15 protein-coding genes and 2 pseudogenes are annotated in these 17,217 nt (G+C 59.6%); 16 read left to right on the plus strand and 1 reads right to left on the minus strand.

What is annotated here, in order from left to right; genetic code table 11:
* Positions 1–41: 41 nt before the first annotated feature.
* Entirely contained in the window at positions 42–2,531 is a 2,490-nt protein-coding gene (locus C3F36_RS16665; protein ID WP_039039577.1) for a penicillin-binding protein 1A, read from the minus strand.
* Between the two features lie 298 nt (positions 2,532–2,829).
* Here C3F36_RS16665 and pilM (C3F36_RS16670) point away from each other — a divergent pair.
* From pilM (C3F36_RS16670) to C3F36_RS16745, 16 genes and pseudogenes are all read left to right on the plus strand, one after another.
* Positions 2,830–3,090, plus strand: a pseudogene (gene pilM / locus C3F36_RS16670) (pilus assembly protein PilM); the annotation flags it as partial.
* Positions 3,091–3,168: 78 nt separating this feature from the next.
* Complete coding sequence (locus C3F36_RS16675) at positions 3,169–4,086, plus strand: IS5 family transposase (RefSeq protein WP_104454370.1); 918 nt, start codon at positions 3,169–3,171, stop codon at positions 4,084–4,086.
* Between the two features lie 58 nt (positions 4,087–4,144).
* Positions 4,145–4,951 (plus strand): annotated as a pseudogene (pilM, locus tag C3F36_RS16680) (type IV pilus assembly protein PilM); the annotation flags it as partial.
* Complete coding sequence (tapN, locus tag C3F36_RS16685) at positions 4,939–5,508, plus strand: PilN family type IV pilus biogenesis protein TapN (protein ID WP_039039579.1); 570 nt, start codon at positions 4,939–4,941, stop codon at positions 5,506–5,508. The pseudogene pilM (C3F36_RS16680) and the gene tapN, both read left to right, overlap by 13 nt.
* Positions 5,505–6,101, plus strand: coding sequence for a PilO family type IV pilus biogenesis protein TapO (tapO, locus tag C3F36_RS16690; protein WP_041212566.1), 597 nt, complete (start codon positions 5,505–5,507; stop codon positions 6,099–6,101). The genes tapN and tapO overlap by 4 nt, the downstream gene beginning before the upstream one ends.
* Positions 6,102–6,103: 2 nt before the next feature.
* Positions 6,104–6,631 (plus strand): pilus assembly protein PilP, encoded by a 528-nt coding sequence (locus C3F36_RS16695; RefSeq protein WP_039039609.1) that lies wholly within the window; start codon positions 6,104–6,106, stop codon positions 6,629–6,631.
* 16 nt (positions 6,632–6,647) lie between these two features.
* On the plus strand, positions 6,648–8,879 hold the full coding sequence (locus C3F36_RS16700) for a type IV pilus secretin PilQ (protein WP_104455481.1): 2,232 nt from the start codon (positions 6,648–6,650) through the stop codon (positions 8,877–8,879).
* Between the two features lie 191 nt (positions 8,880–9,070).
* Positions 9,071–9,589 carry a shikimate kinase AroK gene (aroK, locus tag C3F36_RS16705; RefSeq protein WP_010673824.1) on the plus strand — a complete coding sequence of 173 codons (519 nt, stop codon included), beginning with the start codon at positions 9,071–9,073 and terminating at the stop codon, positions 9,587–9,589.
* Between the two features lie 17 nt (positions 9,590–9,606).
* Positions 9,607–10,689 carry a 3-dehydroquinate synthase gene (aroB, locus tag C3F36_RS16710; RefSeq protein ID WP_039039582.1) on the plus strand — a complete coding sequence of 361 codons (1,083 nt, stop codon included), beginning with the start codon at positions 9,607–9,609 and terminating at the stop codon, positions 10,687–10,689.
* Entirely contained in the window at positions 10,679–12,235 is a 1,557-nt protein-coding gene (locus C3F36_RS16715; RefSeq protein WP_104452472.1) for an SPOR domain-containing protein, read from the plus strand. The genes aroB and C3F36_RS16715 overlap by 11 nt, the downstream gene beginning before the upstream one ends.
* Before the next feature lie 70 nt (positions 12,236–12,305).
* Positions 12,306–13,178 carry a Dam family site-specific DNA-(adenine-N6)-methyltransferase gene (locus tag C3F36_RS16720; RefSeq protein WP_039039584.1) on the plus strand — a complete coding sequence of 291 codons (873 nt, stop codon included), beginning with the start codon at positions 12,306–12,308 and terminating at the stop codon, positions 13,176–13,178.
* Positions 13,179–13,368: 190 nt separating this feature from the next.
* Entirely contained in the window at positions 13,369–14,043 is a 675-nt protein-coding gene (rpe, locus tag C3F36_RS16725; protein ID WP_104455482.1) for a ribulose-phosphate 3-epimerase, read from the plus strand.
* Positions 14,030–14,695, plus strand: coding sequence for a phosphoglycolate phosphatase (locus C3F36_RS16730; RefSeq protein ID WP_052814888.1), 666 nt, complete (start codon positions 14,030–14,032; stop codon positions 14,693–14,695). The genes rpe and C3F36_RS16730 overlap by 14 nt, the downstream gene beginning before the upstream one ends.
* 39 nt (positions 14,696–14,734) lie before the next feature.
* Positions 14,735–15,739, plus strand: a complete 1,005-nt coding sequence (gene trpS / locus C3F36_RS16735) for a tryptophan--tRNA ligase (protein WP_010673830.1) — start codon at positions 14,735–14,737, stop codon at positions 15,737–15,739.
* Positions 15,740–15,858: 119 nt separating this feature from the next.
* The gene (locus C3F36_RS16740; protein ID WP_010673831.1) at positions 15,859–16,074 is read left to right on the plus strand and encodes a hypothetical protein; all 216 of its coding nucleotides are present in this window, start codon (positions 15,859–15,861) and stop codon (positions 16,072–16,074) included.
* Between the two features lie 321 nt (positions 16,075–16,395).
* Entirely contained in the window at positions 16,396–16,977 is a 582-nt protein-coding gene (locus C3F36_RS16745) for an aminodeoxychorismate synthase component II (protein ID WP_104455483.1), read from the plus strand.
* The last annotated feature ends 240 nt before the right edge of the window (positions 16,978–17,217 follow it).

Raw genomic sequence — 17,217 nt, forward strand, 5'->3', positions numbered from 1 at the left:
ACCGGCGCCTGGGCGCCGGTTTTTGTTGTTTCCAGGGGGACCTAGAAGATGTCGTCGGTGGAGACGGGACCGTCTGTGGTCGCATCGTCACCGCCATACACCTGGTTGCCATCGGAGATCTGGCTCGCGTAGCGGGTGGGCTCTGTGCCCTCTTTGAAGAACTCCTCCGTGGTACTGCCATCGGCGCGATTGGTCAGCAGACCGGTTTCACGATCGATGCGGACCTGCATGATCCCTTCGGGGACCGGCATCTTGCGTTCGGGCACCTGGTGCAGAGCCGTCTTCATGAAGTCAATCCAGATGGGCTGGGCGGCACCGCCGCCAAACTCGGCCCGGCCCAGACCGCGCTGGTGGTTGTCAAAACCGATCCAGGAGGTGGCCACCAGATTCGGGGTATAGCCGGAGAACCAGGCATCCCGGGATTCGTTGGTGGTCCCCGTCTTGCCCGAGATGTCGTGACGCTTGAGGTCACGGGCTGCCCGCCAGCCGGTACCACGCCAGCCATTGCCACCCCAGATGGCGGTGGTCAGGGTGTCGGTGATGAGGAAGGCGCTCTGGGCACTGATGGTCTGCGGTGCCATGTTGTTGGGCACGACAGGATCGATGGGGCACTGGGCCTTCCAGTCTGCGGTGGTATTGGCATAGGCATCCGCGCTGTCGAGACCGGCGGCGGCCAGCACGCCGCAGTCGCGGCAGGCAGCGGCCGGGTTGGCCTCGAACAGGGGAGTGCCGAAGCTGTCGGTCACTTCGGTGATGAAGTAGGGGGTGACCTGGAAGCCGCCATTGGCCAGCACCGAGTAGCCGCGCACCACTTCCAGCGGGGTAAACTCCGCCGCACCCAGCGCCAGGGATTCATTGGCGGAAATGTGATCACGGGCGAAGCCGAAGCGGGTCAGGCCGTCGATATAGGTATCCAGCCCGATGGCGCGCATCAGGCGGACCGACATCACGTTCTTGGACTTGGCAAGGCCGAGGCGCAAGGTAGTCGGCCCTTCATAGATGGCGGGCGAGTTCTTGGGCTGCCACATGGGGCCCTTGGCAGGATCCCACTGGTTGATCGGTGCATCGTTGATGAGGGACGCCAGGGTATAGCCCTGCTCCAGCGCGGTGGCATAGAGGAAAGGCTTGATGTTGGAGCCGACCTGACGACGGGCCTGATCGACCCGGTTGAACTTGGAGAGCTCGAAGCTGAAGCCGCCGACCAGGGCCTCGATGGCGCCGTCTTGCGGGTTCATGGCCACCAGGGCGGCGTTGACGTCGGGGATCTGGGAGAGCAGCAACTCTTCCCCTTTCTCCCTGACCCAGATCTGGGCGCCGACTTTGAGTACATCCCGCGCCGATTTCGGGGCAAAACCCTGGCGATCGTCGGTGATGAAGGCGCGCGCCCACTTGATGCCATTCCAGCCCAGTTCGGCCTGTTTGCCATTCTTGAGCACCAGGGTGGCGCTCTTGTCGCCGAGCTGGGTGACCACGGCGGCCATCAGGGGCTGATAGGTCGGCTGCTTGGCCAGATGGGCCATGATCTGCTCGTAGTCCCAGGCCGTTTCACCGGCTTTCCACAGCAAGGCGGTCGGGCCACGGTAGCCGTGGCGGGTGTCGTAGTCGAAGACACCGTCCAGCAGCGCCTGATGGGCGGCGCGCTGACGCTTGGCGGTGACGGTGGTGTAGACGTGCAGCCCCATGGTGTAGGCATCTTCACCAAACTGCTCCACCATCTTCTGGCGTACCATCTCGCTCAGATAAGGGGCGTTCAGCGTGGTCTCGGCACCGTGAAAACGGGCCTTGACCGGCATCTTGGAGGCTTCGTCATACTGGGCCTGGGTGATCTTGCCGGTTTCCAGCATGCGACCCAGTACCACGTTGCGGCGGGCGAAGGCGCGCTCCGGGGAGCGGATCGGGTTCAGCATGGAGGGTGCCTTGGGGAGACCCGCGATGATGGCGATCTCGTCCAAGGTCAGATCCTTGACCTCCTTGCCGAAGTAGACCTGGGCGGCCGCGCCGACCCCGAATGCCCGGTAGCCGAGGGGGATCTTGTTGAGATAGAGGGTGAGGATCTCGTCCTTGGAGAGGTTCTGCTCGATGCGCCAGGCGAGGAACACTTCCTTGATCTTGCGTACCAGGGTCTTCTCGTTGCTCAGGAAGAAGTTGCGGGCCACCTGCTGGGTAATGGTACTGGCGCCCTGACGCGCCTGGCCGGAGACGGCCCAGACGGTGGCGGCACGGATGATGCCGATGGGGTCTATGCCCGGGTGCTCATAGAAGCGGGCATCTTCGGTGGCGAGTACGGCATCGATCATGGACTGGGGAATTTCGTCCAGCCGCAGGGGGATGCGACGAATTTCGCCAAACTGGGAGATCAATTCCCCGTCCCGGCTGTAGACCTTCATGGGGGTAGCCAGTTTGACATCGCGCAGGGCGCTGACGTCCGGCAACTGGGGCTTGATGTAGAAGTAGATGCCGATGAGGCTGGCAACGCCCAGCACAGCACCCAGCATCATGACAATAAACAGGCGAACGAGCCATTTCAGCATGGAAGAACTACCAATCGTCTTAAAATTAGCCAACGGGCGCAGAGTATAGCCTTTTTACCCTCGCGGATTCGAGGTTTTCCTGTCCGCAAACAGGCGACCCCGAGAAGAGGCGGGAGGGTAGCACTCCAGGGCACAATTACCAAGGGGGCCGCAATCAAGGCCGAAAGGAGAGGGGCGTCAACTTTTGACACAAACTTTATGACATTGATAGATAGAGCATTATATTGAGTTAAGCCGTCACATCATGACGCGCTGTCCTACAATAAGTCCGAAAACCCAATAACGCATGGATGTGTATATGTTTGGGCTATTAAGTAAGGGATCCCTCGTCTCCATGGCGGGCATTGATTTTGGCAGTCAAACCATCAAGGCCGTCACCATCAGCGGACGTCCCGGCAAGGTGCACCTCGGTTCGGTTGCCGAGATCCCCATGCCAAGAGGAACGCTGGTCGACTATCAACTTCAGGACATTGAACGGGTCAGTCAGTCCCTCAAGTCGCTCAAGCGGCTCGTGCAAGGGGATTGCCAGAACGTGGCCACGGCTGTGACCGGTTCCAACGGGCCTTGTTGCTCAAATCGGGGAACTATCTGTCATCTCGGTGATCTGATCCTGTAGCGCAGTCTCCGAGAGCATCAGATGGGCAAGTCCAAGCACAAGATCAGCAACTGGCAGCAGTACAACCAAGCCTTGGTGCAACGCGGTTCGTTGACCATCTGGATGGACGAACAAGCCATTAAGCAGTGGCATTGCCTGGTCCACCATGGCCGCCGAGGGAGAGGTTTCCACTACAGTGACACCGCCATTGAGACGGCCCTGATGCTAAAAGGCTTGTTCAAGTTGCCGCTGCGGGCGCTAGAAGGCTTCATTAACTCGTTGTTCCAACTGATGGCGGTGCCTTTGCAGTCGCCGGACTATAGCTGTATCAGCAAGCGCGCCAAGACCGTCGACATCAAGTACCGCGTCCCCAGCCAAGGCCCGGTGGCTCACTTGGTCATTGATGCAACCGGCCTCAAGGTCTATGGCGAAGGCGAATGGAAAATTCGCAAACACGGCAAGGAGAAGCGACGAGTGTGGCGCAAGCTCCACTTGGCGGTGGATGCCACAACCCATGCGGTCATCGCTGCCGAAGTCAGCCTGGAGACGGTGGCGGATAACGAGGTGTTACCGACGTTGCTCAACCCCTTACGACGCAAGATAAAACAGGTCAGCGCCGATGGTGCGTATGACACCAAGGCCTGTCATGCGCTACTGAAGAAGAAGGGGGCGAAAGCCACCATACCGCCGAGAAAAAATGCGGCACCGTGGGAGGAAGGCCATCCCCGCAACGAGGCGGTGACGGCGCTCAAGGCCGGTGAACTGAAGCAATGGAAGAAAGACTCCGGCTATCACCAGCGCTCGATAGCCGAGACCGCCATGTACCGGTTCAAGCAACTCATCGGGCCAACGCTGAGCCTGCGGAACTACAACGCCCAGGTGGGCGAAATCCTGGCTGGCGTGAAGGTGATGAACAAGCTGATAGGGCTTGGTATGCCTGTTCGCCAGCCAGTGAATTGAGTGGTATCAACGGGTTGGGGAACGGCCATCCAGCGACGGATTTGATCAACAACGCCGTTCCAACGTCATCACCAAGATCATTCAGGTCGATACCAACATCAACGAGAACGAGCTGGAGAACCAGGTTCACCTGGAGGCAGAGCAGCTCATCCCCTTTCCCCTCGACGAAGTGAGCCTGGATTTTGAAATCCTCGGCATGGCGGGCGACAACGGGCGTCAGGAGGTCCTGCTCAGTGCCGCGCGGACCGAGAGCGTCAGTGGCCGGGTCAGTGCCCTGACGGAGGCAGGCATGACGACCATGGTGGTGGATGTGGGGGCCCATGCGCTCGGACGCGCCGTGCTTGCCTGCTTGCCCGACCTGCAAACCTCGGAGAAACCGGTTGGCATCGTCGACATCGGTGCCAGCGCCCTGACTTTCGCCGCCCTGCTACGGGGCCAGGTCATCTATTCCCGGTTGCAGAATTTTGGTGGTGATCAATACAGCCAGGCATTGGCCTCTTTTTACAGCATGAGTATGGAAGAAGCGGAACTGGCCAAGCTCCAGGGCTCCCTGCCTGCGGATCATGAGGTGGATGTCCTGTTGCCTCACCTCAGCACCCTGGTGTTGCAGATACGGCGCAACGTGCAGCTGTTTTGCAGCTCTTCGGGGAACAAGGAGCTCTCCAGGCTGGTGCTGACCGGAGGGGGGAGCCTGCTGCCGGGGCTGGCCGGACAAATCGGCAGCGAGCTCAACTGCGAGGTGCTGCACCCCGATCCCTTTGCACTCTTTGGCAAGCCGCAGGGAGAGGGGGGGCTGACTCATGGGGCCAAGTACATGACGGCGCTCGGGCTGGCACTGAGGAGCTTCACACCATGTCAAATATAAACCTTCTGCCCTGGCGGCAGGCTCGGGCACAGCGTCAGAAGAAACAATTCGGCATCCTGTTCGGTCTGTTCCTGGCGGGAACGGCAGCCATCGCCTTTGCTGCAGACTGGCTGGTGCAGCAGCAGATCGGTTACCAGCAGCAGCGCAATCAGCGGTTGCAGCAGGAGATGGCAACCCTGGACACCCAGCTTGGGGAGATCAGGCTTCTCAAGGAGCGGCGCAAGGAGTTGATTGACCGCATGCAACTCATCGAGCAGTTGCAGATGCGCCGCAACATCCCTGTGCGTCTGTTCAATCAGCTGCCGGTGCTGGTCCCCAATGGGGTGTATCTTGATAGCCTTGCCTTGCAAAACAACAAGATAGACGTGAAGGGAAAGACCGAAGCCTATGGCAGGGTTGCCAGCATGATGCGCCGAATCGACGGTTCCGGCTGGCTGACACAATCCCAGCTCAGCACCATTTTCACGGCCGAGGTGGCCCCCATCGCCCTGAGCCAGTTCTCCATGATGTTCCAGATTGCCACGGCGCTACCCAACGTGGCTAAGGGGCAAAAATGAACCTGCAACAACTCAACGACCTGGATCTCAATGACATTGCCCGCTGGCCGCCGATCGCCAAGGGCATCTTTGTCTTCTTCTGCTGTGCTCTGCTTGGCGGGGCACTCTATTACTACGTGATTGCCAATTCCCTGGCTGCCCTGGGTCGTGAAGCCGCAAAAGAGACTGAGCTCAAGGGACAATTCGAGAGCAAGGCCATGCTGGCCGCGAACCTGGAAGCATACAGAAAGCAGATGGTCCAGCTGGAACATCTGGTCGACACCCAGCTCAAGCAGCTGCCCAACACCCACGAAGTCGCCGGTTTGCTGGATGACATCAGCTTCATTGCCACCGACAACGGTTTGACATTGAACAGGATCAACTGGGAGCCAGAGGTGAAACACGAGTTCTCCACCGAGCTGCCCATGCGCATCGAGGTCGTGGGCACCTATCACGAACTTGGCAAGTTCACGGCGGACATGGCTGCTTTGCCGCGCATCGTGATCCTGGATTCTTTCCAGCTCAGCCAGGGGAAGGGGGGGGAGCTGATCGGTATGTCCATGCAGGCCAAGACCTACAAGTACAACGGCAAAACCGTGGAGAAAAAGCCATGAGCATGAGAGCGGGCGTACTTCTCTTGTCGGCGCTGCTGTTGACGGCCTGTGGGGGACAGGAGGACATGGATGAATATGTCAAACAGACCAAGGCCAGAAAGCCGGTACCGATCGAACCTTTGCCGGAGATAAAGCCCTTCTCTCCCATGGTCTATCAACGCAGCGATCAGCGCAGTCCGTTCATTGCACCCCAGCCGGAAACCAGTTCCAGGCTGGACGCCAAGGCCAAGCCGGACTGTGCCCAGATAGTGGCCAATCGGGAAAAGGAGGTGCTGGAACGCTACTCGCTTGCCAGCCTGAGCATGAAAGGCTCCATCGGCAAGCAGGGGCAGTTGTGGGCATTGATCAAAACCCCGGACGGGCAAGCCGTGCGCGTCGGGCTCAACCAGCACATGGGGCTGGATCAGGGCAGGGTCATCAAGATAACGAACACGCATGTTGACTTGATGGAGACGGTACCGGATGGCAAAGGATGCTGGGTCACCCGAGAAACCCAGCTGGCCATGGCCAATCTCGACGCAAAACTATGATCAGGGATGAGCAGAGATGAGAACAACAATAAGAAGGATGACCGGTGTGGCGCTGCTGTGGCTGGGCGGATGCACTCAGGTGTGGGCAGTACCCGCGTTGCAGGAGGTCAAGGTGAATCCCCTGCTGGCCGATCAACTCCTGCTGGAGCTCAGCTTCAGCGAACCGGTCAGCGGTTTTACGGACAGGTTGACCTATGAACCCAATCAGCTTCTGCTGCACGTACCCGGGGCCATCGGTGCCCTGACGGTCAATCCCCTGCCCATCAAGCAGCAAGGGGTGAACAACCTCCTGGTGGAGGGGAAGGGGCAGGGGCTCGACATCAAGATCTCCCTCGATCAGCTCACCCCCTATCAGGTCCATCAGCAGGGCAATAAATTGCTGGTGGCGCTGGGAGACAAGGCCGGGCAGCCGGTCGCTTCCTCGGCGGCGCCTGTTGCAGCCAGCCAGTCTGCGCTCGTCAGAAGCCAGCCGGTGACTCAGTCTGCATTGATTGACACCCAGCGAGTTGCCCAGAACCAGTCCCAGTATCAGGCTCAGCCTCAGCCTGCCGTGGCTTCCACACCTACTGTGGCTCCTTCGCCCGTTGCCCCCGGCAAGCCGGTGTTGTCCGTGTCTCAGGCAAACATGGGTGGCGCCTACTTCAACTCGGTCAAGGGCGTGGATTTTCGTCGTGGAAAGGAAGGTCAGGGGGAGTTCCTCGTGATGCTGGACAACAGTTCGGCGGCGGTGGATGTCAGCAGCCGTGGTCAGAAAGTGCTGGCCAAGTTCCACGGTACCCGGGTGCCTGATGATCAGCTCAACCTCATCAATGTGCAGGACTTTGCTACCCCTGTCTCCCAGGTGGAGGTGTTCCGCCAGGGCAATGACACCCTGTTCGAGCTCTCGGTGAACGGCCAGTTTGACTACCGTTACGATCAGGCCGACAAGATGTTCATCATCGAGGTGAAAAAACGGGTGGCCACCACGGCGGCGAAGCAGTACCAAGGCAAACCCATCTCATTGAACTTCCAGGATATTCCTGTTCGTACAGTGTTGCAGATCATCGCCGATTTCAACAATCTGAACCTGGTGACTACGGACTCGGTCTCCGGCAACATCACGCTGCGCCTCGATGGCGTGCCCTGGGAGCAGGCGCTGGACATCATCCTCAAGGTCAGAGGGCTGGACAAACGGCTGGATAACAACATCCTGCTGGTGGCACCGGCTGACGAGATTGCCGCTCGCGAGAAACAGCAGATGGAGAGCCGCAACCAGGTGGCGGATCTCGCTCCCCTCTACACCGAGTATCTGCAGATCAACTATGCCAAGGCATCGGAAGTGGCGGCCCTGCTCTCCTCCGAGAGTACCAAGCTGCTCTCCCCCAGAGGGGCGGTCAGCGTGGATGAACGTACCAACGTGCTGGTAGTCAAGGACACGGCGGATGTCATCAGCAACGTCAAGCGGATGCTGGATATCCTCGATATCCCGGTCAAGCAGGTGGTGATCGAGGCGCGCATGGTGACCATTGATGATGGTTTCGATGAGGCACTGGGGGTGCGCTGGGGTGTGACCAAGACGGATGGCCATGGCAACGGCACCTCGGGCACCATAGAGGGTAATGATGGCGCCGGAAACAATGATGGCAGTTCCACCATCACTCGCCCCAACGTAGAAGACAGACTCAACGTCAACCTGCCGGTGACCAACGCGGCCGGCACCCTGGCGTTCCAGGTTGCCCGTCTTGCCAATGGTACCCTGCTGGATCTTGAACTCTCGGCGCTGGAAAAGGAGAGCAAGGCCGAGATCATCGCCAGTCCGCGTGTCACCACGGCCAACCAGAAGCCGGCCCTGATCGAGCAGGGGACCGAGATCCCCTATGTGGAGTCCTCTTCGAGCGGGGCGACCTCGGTCACCTTCAAGAAGGCGGTGCTGAGCCTCAAGGTCACACCGCAGATCACCCCGGACAACAGGGTGATCCTGGACTTGACCGTGACTCAGGATACCAAGGGTGAAACCGTGCCGACCGGAACCGGGGATGCGGTGTCCATCAACGCCCAGTCCATCACCACCCAGGTGTTGGTCAACAACGGTGAAACTCTGGTGCTTGGCGGCATCTATCAACAGACCATCAAGAGCGATGTCAGCAAGGTGCCTCTGCTGGGGGATATCCCCGGGTTGGGCTATCTGTTCAAGAAAACCACCAGTGAAAACAAGAAGCGCGAACTGCTGATCTTCGTGACCCCGAGGATAGTGACCGACGCCCTCTGAAAACTTTACTTGTGAGAGTAAAACACATATAACCTTACGCCCCGATGAGGCTGGGGCGTAAGGGCTGCGGTTGCCAGTCCTGGTTTCTACTGAGATAATCCCCCTCCTGATCCATCGCAAGATAAGGTTCATAGGTACCCCGGTCGAGTGTTTACCGGGGCCATACAGTTTGTAATTACTAACGAAAAGACATGGCTGAGAAACGCAATATTTTCCTGATAGGTCCCATGGGTGCGGGCAAGAGCACCATAGGTAGACATCTGGCAGAACAACTGCACATGGAGTTTTTCGACTCAGATCATGAGATTGAGCGCCGCAGTGGTGCCGATATCGGCTGGGTGTTCGATGTTGAAGGCGAAGAAGGCTTCCGGATCCGCGAAGAGAAGGTGATCGGTGAGCTCGCCGAACAGCAGGGTATCGTGCTGGCAACGGGTGGCGGTGCCATCAAGAGCCGTGAAACCCGCAACAAACTCTCCGCACGCGGCATCGTGGTCTACCTCGAAACCACCATTGAAAAGCAATTGGCACGAACCCAGAGAGACAAGCGTCGTCCCTTGCTGCAAACCGAAGAGCCGCCCCGTGAAGTGCTTGAGCGTCTTGCGCAAGAGCGCAACGCCCTGTACGAAGAGGTTGCCGATTTTGTCATCCAGACGGATGACCAGAGTGCCAAAGTTGTCGCTAATCAAATCGTCAAGTTGATTGGTATGTAATTCATTAGAGGACGTCCATGGAAAGGTTGAAGGTCGAACTGGGTGAACGCAGCTACCCGATAGAGATAGCTGCCGGTCTGCTGCAACGCCCCGAGGTACTGGCGCAGACGATCAAGGGCAAGCGGGTCATGATAGTGACCAATACCGTGGTCGCGCCCCTGTATCTTGAACAGATCATTCAGTTGCTGTCCGGTTTTCAGGTGGAACACCTGATCCTGCCCGATGGCGAGGCCTACAAAACCCTGGCGACCTTCGAGCGGATCATGTCTGCTCTGCTGGAAACCAGCCATGGTCGTGATACCACTCTGATCGCTCTGGGGGGCGGTGTGATAGGTGATGTTGTCGGCTTTGCTGCGGCAAGCTACCAACGAGGCATTCCGTTTATTCAGGTGCCTACCACGCTGCTCTCCCAGGTTGACTCTTCCGTCGGCGGCAAGACCGCCGTCAACCATCCTCTCGGCAAGAACATGGTGGGTGCCTTCTATCAGCCCAAGCATGTGATCATCGATACCGACTGCCTCAAGACCCTGCCTGCCCGGGAATTTGCCGCCGGCATGGCCGAGGTGATCAAATACGGCATCATCTGGGATGCCGCCTTCTTCTCCTGGCTCGAAACCAACATGACTCGCCTGCAGCGCCTCGACGGTGATGCACTCTCCTATGCCATTCGCCGCTGCTGCGAGATCAAGGCCGATGTGGTCGGTCAGGACGAGACCGAGCACGGCGTGCGCGCCTTGCTGAACCTGGGACATACCTTCGGCCATGCCATCGAGGCGGAGAAGGGTTATGGCAACTGGCTGCACGGTGAAGCCGTGGCGGCGGGAACCATGCTGGCGGCCGAGACGGCCCTGGCCCGTGGCGACATGACGGCGCAAGAGGTGGCACGAGTCCGCGATCTGCTGTTGGCCGCCGATTTGCCGGTCAAGGCACCGTCCGATATGGATTTTGCCGCCTTCATTCGCCATATGCGCCGTGACAAGAAGGTGCTGGAAGGCAAGCTGAGGCTGGTGCTGCCGATCGGGATCGGACAGGCCCAGGTCGTGGCCGATGTGACAGACGAGCAATTGATGGCGGTGATCGAGTCTGGTCGTGACCATTAATAAATTGCTCAAGCTGCCTTCTCAGCGGCAGTTGGTTGACCGGCTGCTGCACCTGATCGAGTTCAACCACCCCTTTGTTTTTCTCTCCGGCAAGCCAGGCAGTGGCCGTGGCACACTGTGCGAGTCGCTGCTTGCCCAACTGCCCGATGCGGTGCGGGTGGCCAGCCTCATCGGCAGCCCGTCCATGAAGATGGCAGATGTGCGCCAGTTGCTGTTGCAGCAGGTGGTGGCACGTCCCCTGTTCAACGCGCAGGATGCCCTGGCGGACAGCTTCTTTCGCATGGTGGGTGACAAGCCTGCCAGACTGCTGCTCATCATCGAACGTGCCGATACTTTGCCTGCCGAGCTGGTGGGGGAGTTGTGGGCGCTCTGTCGTCACAACGATACCCTGGCATCTCCTCATAAACTGGCCATCCTGCTCTCGGGTGATGACGCCTGGTGTCGCAACCAGAAGGCGCTCCTCAAGGGACGGGCCATGCCAGCCCTCGAGCTGGAAGTCGCGCCACTGAGCGCTCCTGAGCAACGTATCTTCTTGTATGAGAAGGCCAAAGAGCTCAAGATCCCGACAGCCCTCTTGCCCAAGCCGAAAGTGGAAGAGATCCTGAATGGGGCGGGCGGACATCCGTCAGCCATCATGCAGTTACTGGAGGATACCATGACCGACAGAAGGCCCAAGAAACGTCAGGCCGAGTTGCCCGTCAAGAAGATAGCGATCGTGCTTGCCCTGGTGGCGGGCGGGTTGCTGGCCCTGAGCTATCTGCCCCTGTTCGACAGTGCAGGCCAGGACCCCGCCCAGGCTCCGTCCCAGGGGATGGCGTTGCCCGATCCCGTCTCAAGCGATCCTGTGAACGTCGGTGCGGCGAGCGGGGCTTTGGGTACTCAGACGAGCAGTGGCGCCGCTGCCATCCCGTCAGGGAATCAGGTTGCCCGCGATTGGCAGTCCGATGCCAAGCCCTTGCCCAAGAAGGTCGAAAGTGAGACGGTCACCACGGAGTCAACCAACTATGAGGGGCGCCGGGTCGTCATCTCCGACGAAGTGGTCGAGAAATTGATGAACCAGCCGAACGTCAGCGGCGCCTTGCCCACGGCCGTGGTGGATGAGCTGGTGGGGAGCGGTTCCCGTGCGGTCCCGACCGGAACGACGGCTCAGGTCAAGAATCCGGCCCCGAGCCGTGTCCCGGCCCGGACAGAGGCTCAACCGGCCAGTGGCGCGCAGACAGCGCCGGTCGCGGCCCCAGCGGCCAAGGTGGCGTTGACGCCGGTGGCGACTCTCAACAAGAAGCCGAAGAATCACTACAGCATCCAGTTGATGGGGGCGAGCAACACCAAGGCGGTAGACAGCTTTGTGGCCGAGCATGGCTTGGCGGGCAAGGTGTGGGTCTACAAGACCCGCTTCCGTGGCAGTCCCTGGTATGTAGTGGTGCAGGGAGACTACGCCAGCAGTGCCCAGGCCAAGGCGGCCATTCGCAAGCTGTCGCCTGCCTTGCTCAAGGGACAACCCTGGCCCAAGTCATTCGCCCAGATACAAAAAGAATTGAAGCAATAGCCAGCCACCCGAGGAAGGGGGTAGAATCACCCCCCTTTTTTGGGCATAGCCTTGTCAACACCGGACTTCCATGAAAAAAACACGCGCGTTTTTAAAATGGGCCGGGGGAAAATACTCCCTGGTCGAAGAGATCGCCGAGCGTTTGCCGGCCGGGCGTGTGTTGCTGGAGCCCTTCGTCGGGGCCGGATCCGTGTTTCTCAACACGGATTACGACGCCTATGTGCTCAACGACATCAATCCGGATCTCATTGGCCTCTACAACCACCTCAAGCAGCAGCCGGACAGCTTCATCAGCGAGGCCCGCAAGCTGTTCGTGGCCGAGCACAACCACAAGACCGCCTATTATCGGCTGCGTACCCAGTTCAACCAGACCGCGGCCGGGTTTGAACGGGCTCAGTTGTTCCTGTTTTTGAATCGCCATGGTTTCAACGGCTTGTGCCGTTACAACAAGAAGGGGGGGTTCAACGTTCCCTTCGGTTCCTACAAGAAACCCTACTTCCCGGAGAAAGAGCTGTGGACGTTTGCCGAGAAGGCGCAGAAGGCGACGTTCATCTGTGAAAGCTATGCCGACGCCATGGCCCGTGCAGAGGAAGACTGGGTGATCTACTGCGATCCGCCCTATGCCCCCCTCTCCACCACGGCGAGTTTCACCACCTATTCGGCGGGCGGTTTCACCCTGGACGATCAGGCGCTGCTGGCCAGGCTGGCTCGCCACACCGCCGCCCATAAAGGGGTGCCCGTGCTCATCAGCAACCATGACATCGAGTTGACCCGCGAGCTCTATCGTGGCGCCCGGCTCGACGAGATCCTGGTCAAGCGTACCATCAGCCGCAACGGCGGTGGTCGCAACAAGGTGGCCGAGCTGCTGGCACTCTATCCGCCCGGCATCGAGCCCGAACAGGGCTATTATCCTGGTGAGGCGGAGCTGGTTGCCGTCGGCTGAGTGAACAACGGTCCCTGAGGGGGCCGTTGTCATTTCTGATGCTGCCGCTGGCATTCCGTGAGCCGCGCCTGGCATCGTGTGCCAGCCATGGTGCCGGAGCGGCGTGTTCTGTAGATGCGGGTCGTTTTCATCGCCCTTTTGCGATAAAATTGCGCCGTTTTTTCTGCCACGCTGCCAATGGATGACGCTGATGAAAGACTTTCTGATTGCCCCCTCTATCCTCTCCGCCGACTTTGCCCGTCTGGGTGAGGATGTGGCCAAGGTGCTGGCCGCCGGGGCCGACGTGGTCCATTTCGATGTGATGGACAACCATTATGTCCCCAACCTGACCATAGGCCCCATGGTCTGTCAGGCGCTGCGCGATTACGGCATCGAAGCGCTCATCGACGTGCACCTGATGGTCAAGCCGGTGGATCGCATCGTGCCTGATTTTGCCAAGGCCGGTGCCAGCCTGATCACCTTCCACCCGGAAGCCTCCGATCACGTGGATCGCACCCTGGGCCTCATCAAGGAGCAGGGTTGCCAGGCTGGTCTGGTGCTGAACCCCGCGACCCCGCTCACCTGCCTGGAGTACGTGATGGACAAGCTGGACGTGATCCTGCTGATGTCGGTCAACCCGGGCTTTGGCGGTCAGAGCTTCATCCCCGGCACCCTCGACAAGCTGCGCCAGGTGCGCCGCCTGATCGACGAGAGCGGCCGCGACATTCGCCTGGAAATCGATGGCGGGGTCAAGGTCGACAACATTCGCGAGATTGCCGAGGCGGGTGCCGACATGTTCGTGGCGGGCTCTGCCATCTTCGGCAAGCCGGATTACAAGGCAGTGATCGACCAGATGCGCGTGGAGCTTGCCCATGTCCGTCGCTGATCGCCCCTTTGACCTGGTGCTGTTCGATCTGGATGGCACCCTGATTGACAGCGCCCCGCAACTGGCGCTGGCGGTCAACCGTACCCTGGCGGATCTGGGGTTGGCCGAGGCCGACGAGTCCGTGGTGCGTACCTGGGTCGGCAACGGCGCCGACAAGCTGATCCAGCGGGCTCTCGATTACCGCGACGCCCCGGAGCAGTTTGCCAAGGCCCGCCCCCTGTTCGACCGTCACTATCAGGCCTGTCTTCTGGAAGGCCTGGCCATGTATGACGGAGTGGCCCGTAGCCTGCGCCGTCTGCAGGGGCTGGGTTATCAGCAGGCCGTGGTGACCAACAAACCGAGTCACTTCGTGCAGCCCATTCTGGAGGCCCTCGGCATCAGCGACTGTTTCGCACTCTGGCTCGGGGGCAACTGCGTACCCGTCAAGAAGCCGAGCCCGGAGCCGCTGTTGCACGCCTGCCACGAGCTGGGTGTCAGCCCGTCCCGCACCCTGATGGTGGGGGATTCCGAAAATGACGTGCTGGCCGCCCAGGCCGCCGGCATGAAGGTGGTGGGGCTCACCTATGGCTACAACTATGGCCGCCCTATCGCAGACTCCCGCCCCGACTGGGTTTGCGAGCAGTTTGCCGAACTCGACGCCCTGCTGGTCTGATCCAGACCGGGCTGGCGGATAACAAGGATTACTACTCTGATGACTAAACCAATCGTATTGAGCGGTGCCCAACCCTCGGGCCAGCTGACCATCGGCAACTACATGGGGGCCCTGCGTCAGTGGGTCAGCATGCAGGATGACTTCGACTGCCTCTATTGCATCGTCGATCTGCACGCCATCACCACTCGCCAGGATCCGGCCGCCTTGCGCAAGGCGTGCCTCGACGCAGCCGCCCTCTATCTGGCGGTGGGGATCGATCCGGCCAAGAGCACCGTCTTCATCCAGTCCCACGTGCCCCAGCACGCCGAGCTCGGCTGGATCCTGAACTGCTACACCCAGATGGGCGAGCTGTCGCGCATGACCCAGTTCAAGGACAAGTCCGCTCGTTTCGAGAACAACGTCAACGTCGGCCTGTTCGGTTATCCGGTGCTGATGGCGGCCGACATTCTGCTTTATCAGGCCAATCAGGTGCCGGTTGGCAATGACCAGAAGCAGCATCTGGAGCTGACCCGCGACATCTGCACCCGCTTCAACAACCTCTATGGCGAAGTCTTCACCTTGCCGGAACCCTTCATTCCGACCGAAGGGGCCCGGGTGATGAGCCTGCAGGACCCGACCAAGAAGATGTCCAAGTCCGACGACAACGAGGCCAACTTCATCGGCTTGCTGGAAGATCCCAAGCAGATCGTCAAGAAGATCAAGCGGGCGATGACCGACTCCGACGAGCCGGCCGTGGTGCGTTTTGATCCCGAAAACAAGCCGGGGGTCTCCAATCTGCTGACCCTGATGTCCGGTGTGACCGGCCGCTCCATCCCGGAGCTGGAGCAGCACTTCGAAGGCAAGATGTACGGCCACCTCAAGAGTGAAACGGCCGATGCCGTGGTCGCCTTGCTGGAACCCATCCAGGCGCGCTTCCGCGAGCTGCGTCAGGATGAGGCCCATCTGCAGGCCATTTTGGCGGCTGGCGCACAAAAGGCGCGTGAAAGGGCTGAAAAAACCCTGATCAGCGTATATGATGTCGTCGGCTTCGTTCCTCGAGCCTGACATACTGGGAAGGTGTAGTAGAAGAGAGCTGGGTGGATGCCTGGCTTTCTTTGTTTTACACCTTCCGGTTTGTCGCAACCTCCCCAATGTCAAACACGGGCTTTGCCCCAAGAGAAAGCATGTCTGTCGAATCACAAACCCTGAGTGAAGAGTTGGGTGACAAGGGTCACTGGCTGCGCAAGTTTCGCAAGGCCAAGAGCCTCAATACCTTGCAGTTGATGGTCTCCAACGCCATCGACAAGCACCACAAGACCCCCGCCATCGCGGCTGCCATCTATCTGGCCGAGTGCCAGCGGGAACGGGAACTGGAACAGGGCCGTTATCTGGACCGCTGAGGTCCGTTGTCAGCCCTTGCCAAGGTGACTCCTTCCCATCTGCCTGTCACGACCTGTGCCCTTTTCCCGGTCGCCTCCCGTCTCTTTTACCTTGCCATCCTGACATGGAGCGGCTGATGCTGCCCGGTCGGGGACAGGCCCACCGCCGGGTGGGGTCGACAGGCCCGGATCGCCATTGAAGAGCGGACAGACTGCACAGCAGGTGAGGTGATCGCCGGTTTATTAACGCAAAGAGACATGCCAGAATGCGCGGCGTTTGTCTGCCCGCGCTCGTAACGGGCTGTCCGATCACCGTCTCTGTCTTATTCCCAGGGTGTTTGCATGCTGCTACTCATCGACAACTACGACTCTTTTACCTGGAACCTGGTGCAATACTTCGGCGCCCTGGGGCAAGAGGTGGTGGTCAGGCGCAACGATGAGCTGAGCCTGGAGGAGATAGCCCGGCTTGCACCCCGCCATCTGGTGATCTCTCCCGGCCCCTGCACGCCAAACGAGGCGGGCATCTCTTTGGCCGCCATCTCCCGTTTTGCCGGCGAGATCCCCATCCTCGGCGTCTGTCTCGGCCATCAGTCGCTGGCACAGGCCTTTGGTGCCCGGGTGGTGCGTGCCCGTCAGGTGATGCACGGCAAGACATCTCTCATCCGTCACAAAGGGGAGGGGGTGTTCAAGGGGCTCAACAACCCGCTGCGGGTGACCCGCTATCATTCACTGGTGGTGGAGGCGGCGTCGCTCGCCGACTGTTTCGAGGTCACCGCCTGGAGCGAACATGCCGACGGCAGCCAGGACGAGATCATGGGGCTGCGGCATAAAACGCTGGCGCTGGAGGGAGTGCAGTTCCATCCGGAGAGTATTCTGAGCGAACAGGGGCACCAGTTGCTGGCCAACTTTTTGGCCGTTTCCTGAAAAAATTGCGATGTCTGTCTCAAAACCGTCATGAGGCAAAAAAAAATTTCCCTGAGACTTTATTCACCCTCCTCCCTGTCCAAATTATCTCTTGCCAACACCCCCTGAGCCGTTATGCAATGCGGTTGCCTAAAATCTCAAAGGCAATCGAACATTGTTCCTTATAGGCGGTTAAGTTACAGACTTTTTACTTTTTTTCTGTGATAATTCCGCCACGTTTACACGGATTTAACTTTTGGG

It is taken from the genome of Aeromonas sp. ASNIH2 (assembly GCF_002934795.1).
Lineage (GTDB): Bacteria > Pseudomonadota > Gammaproteobacteria > Enterobacterales > Aeromonadaceae > Aeromonas > Aeromonas caviae.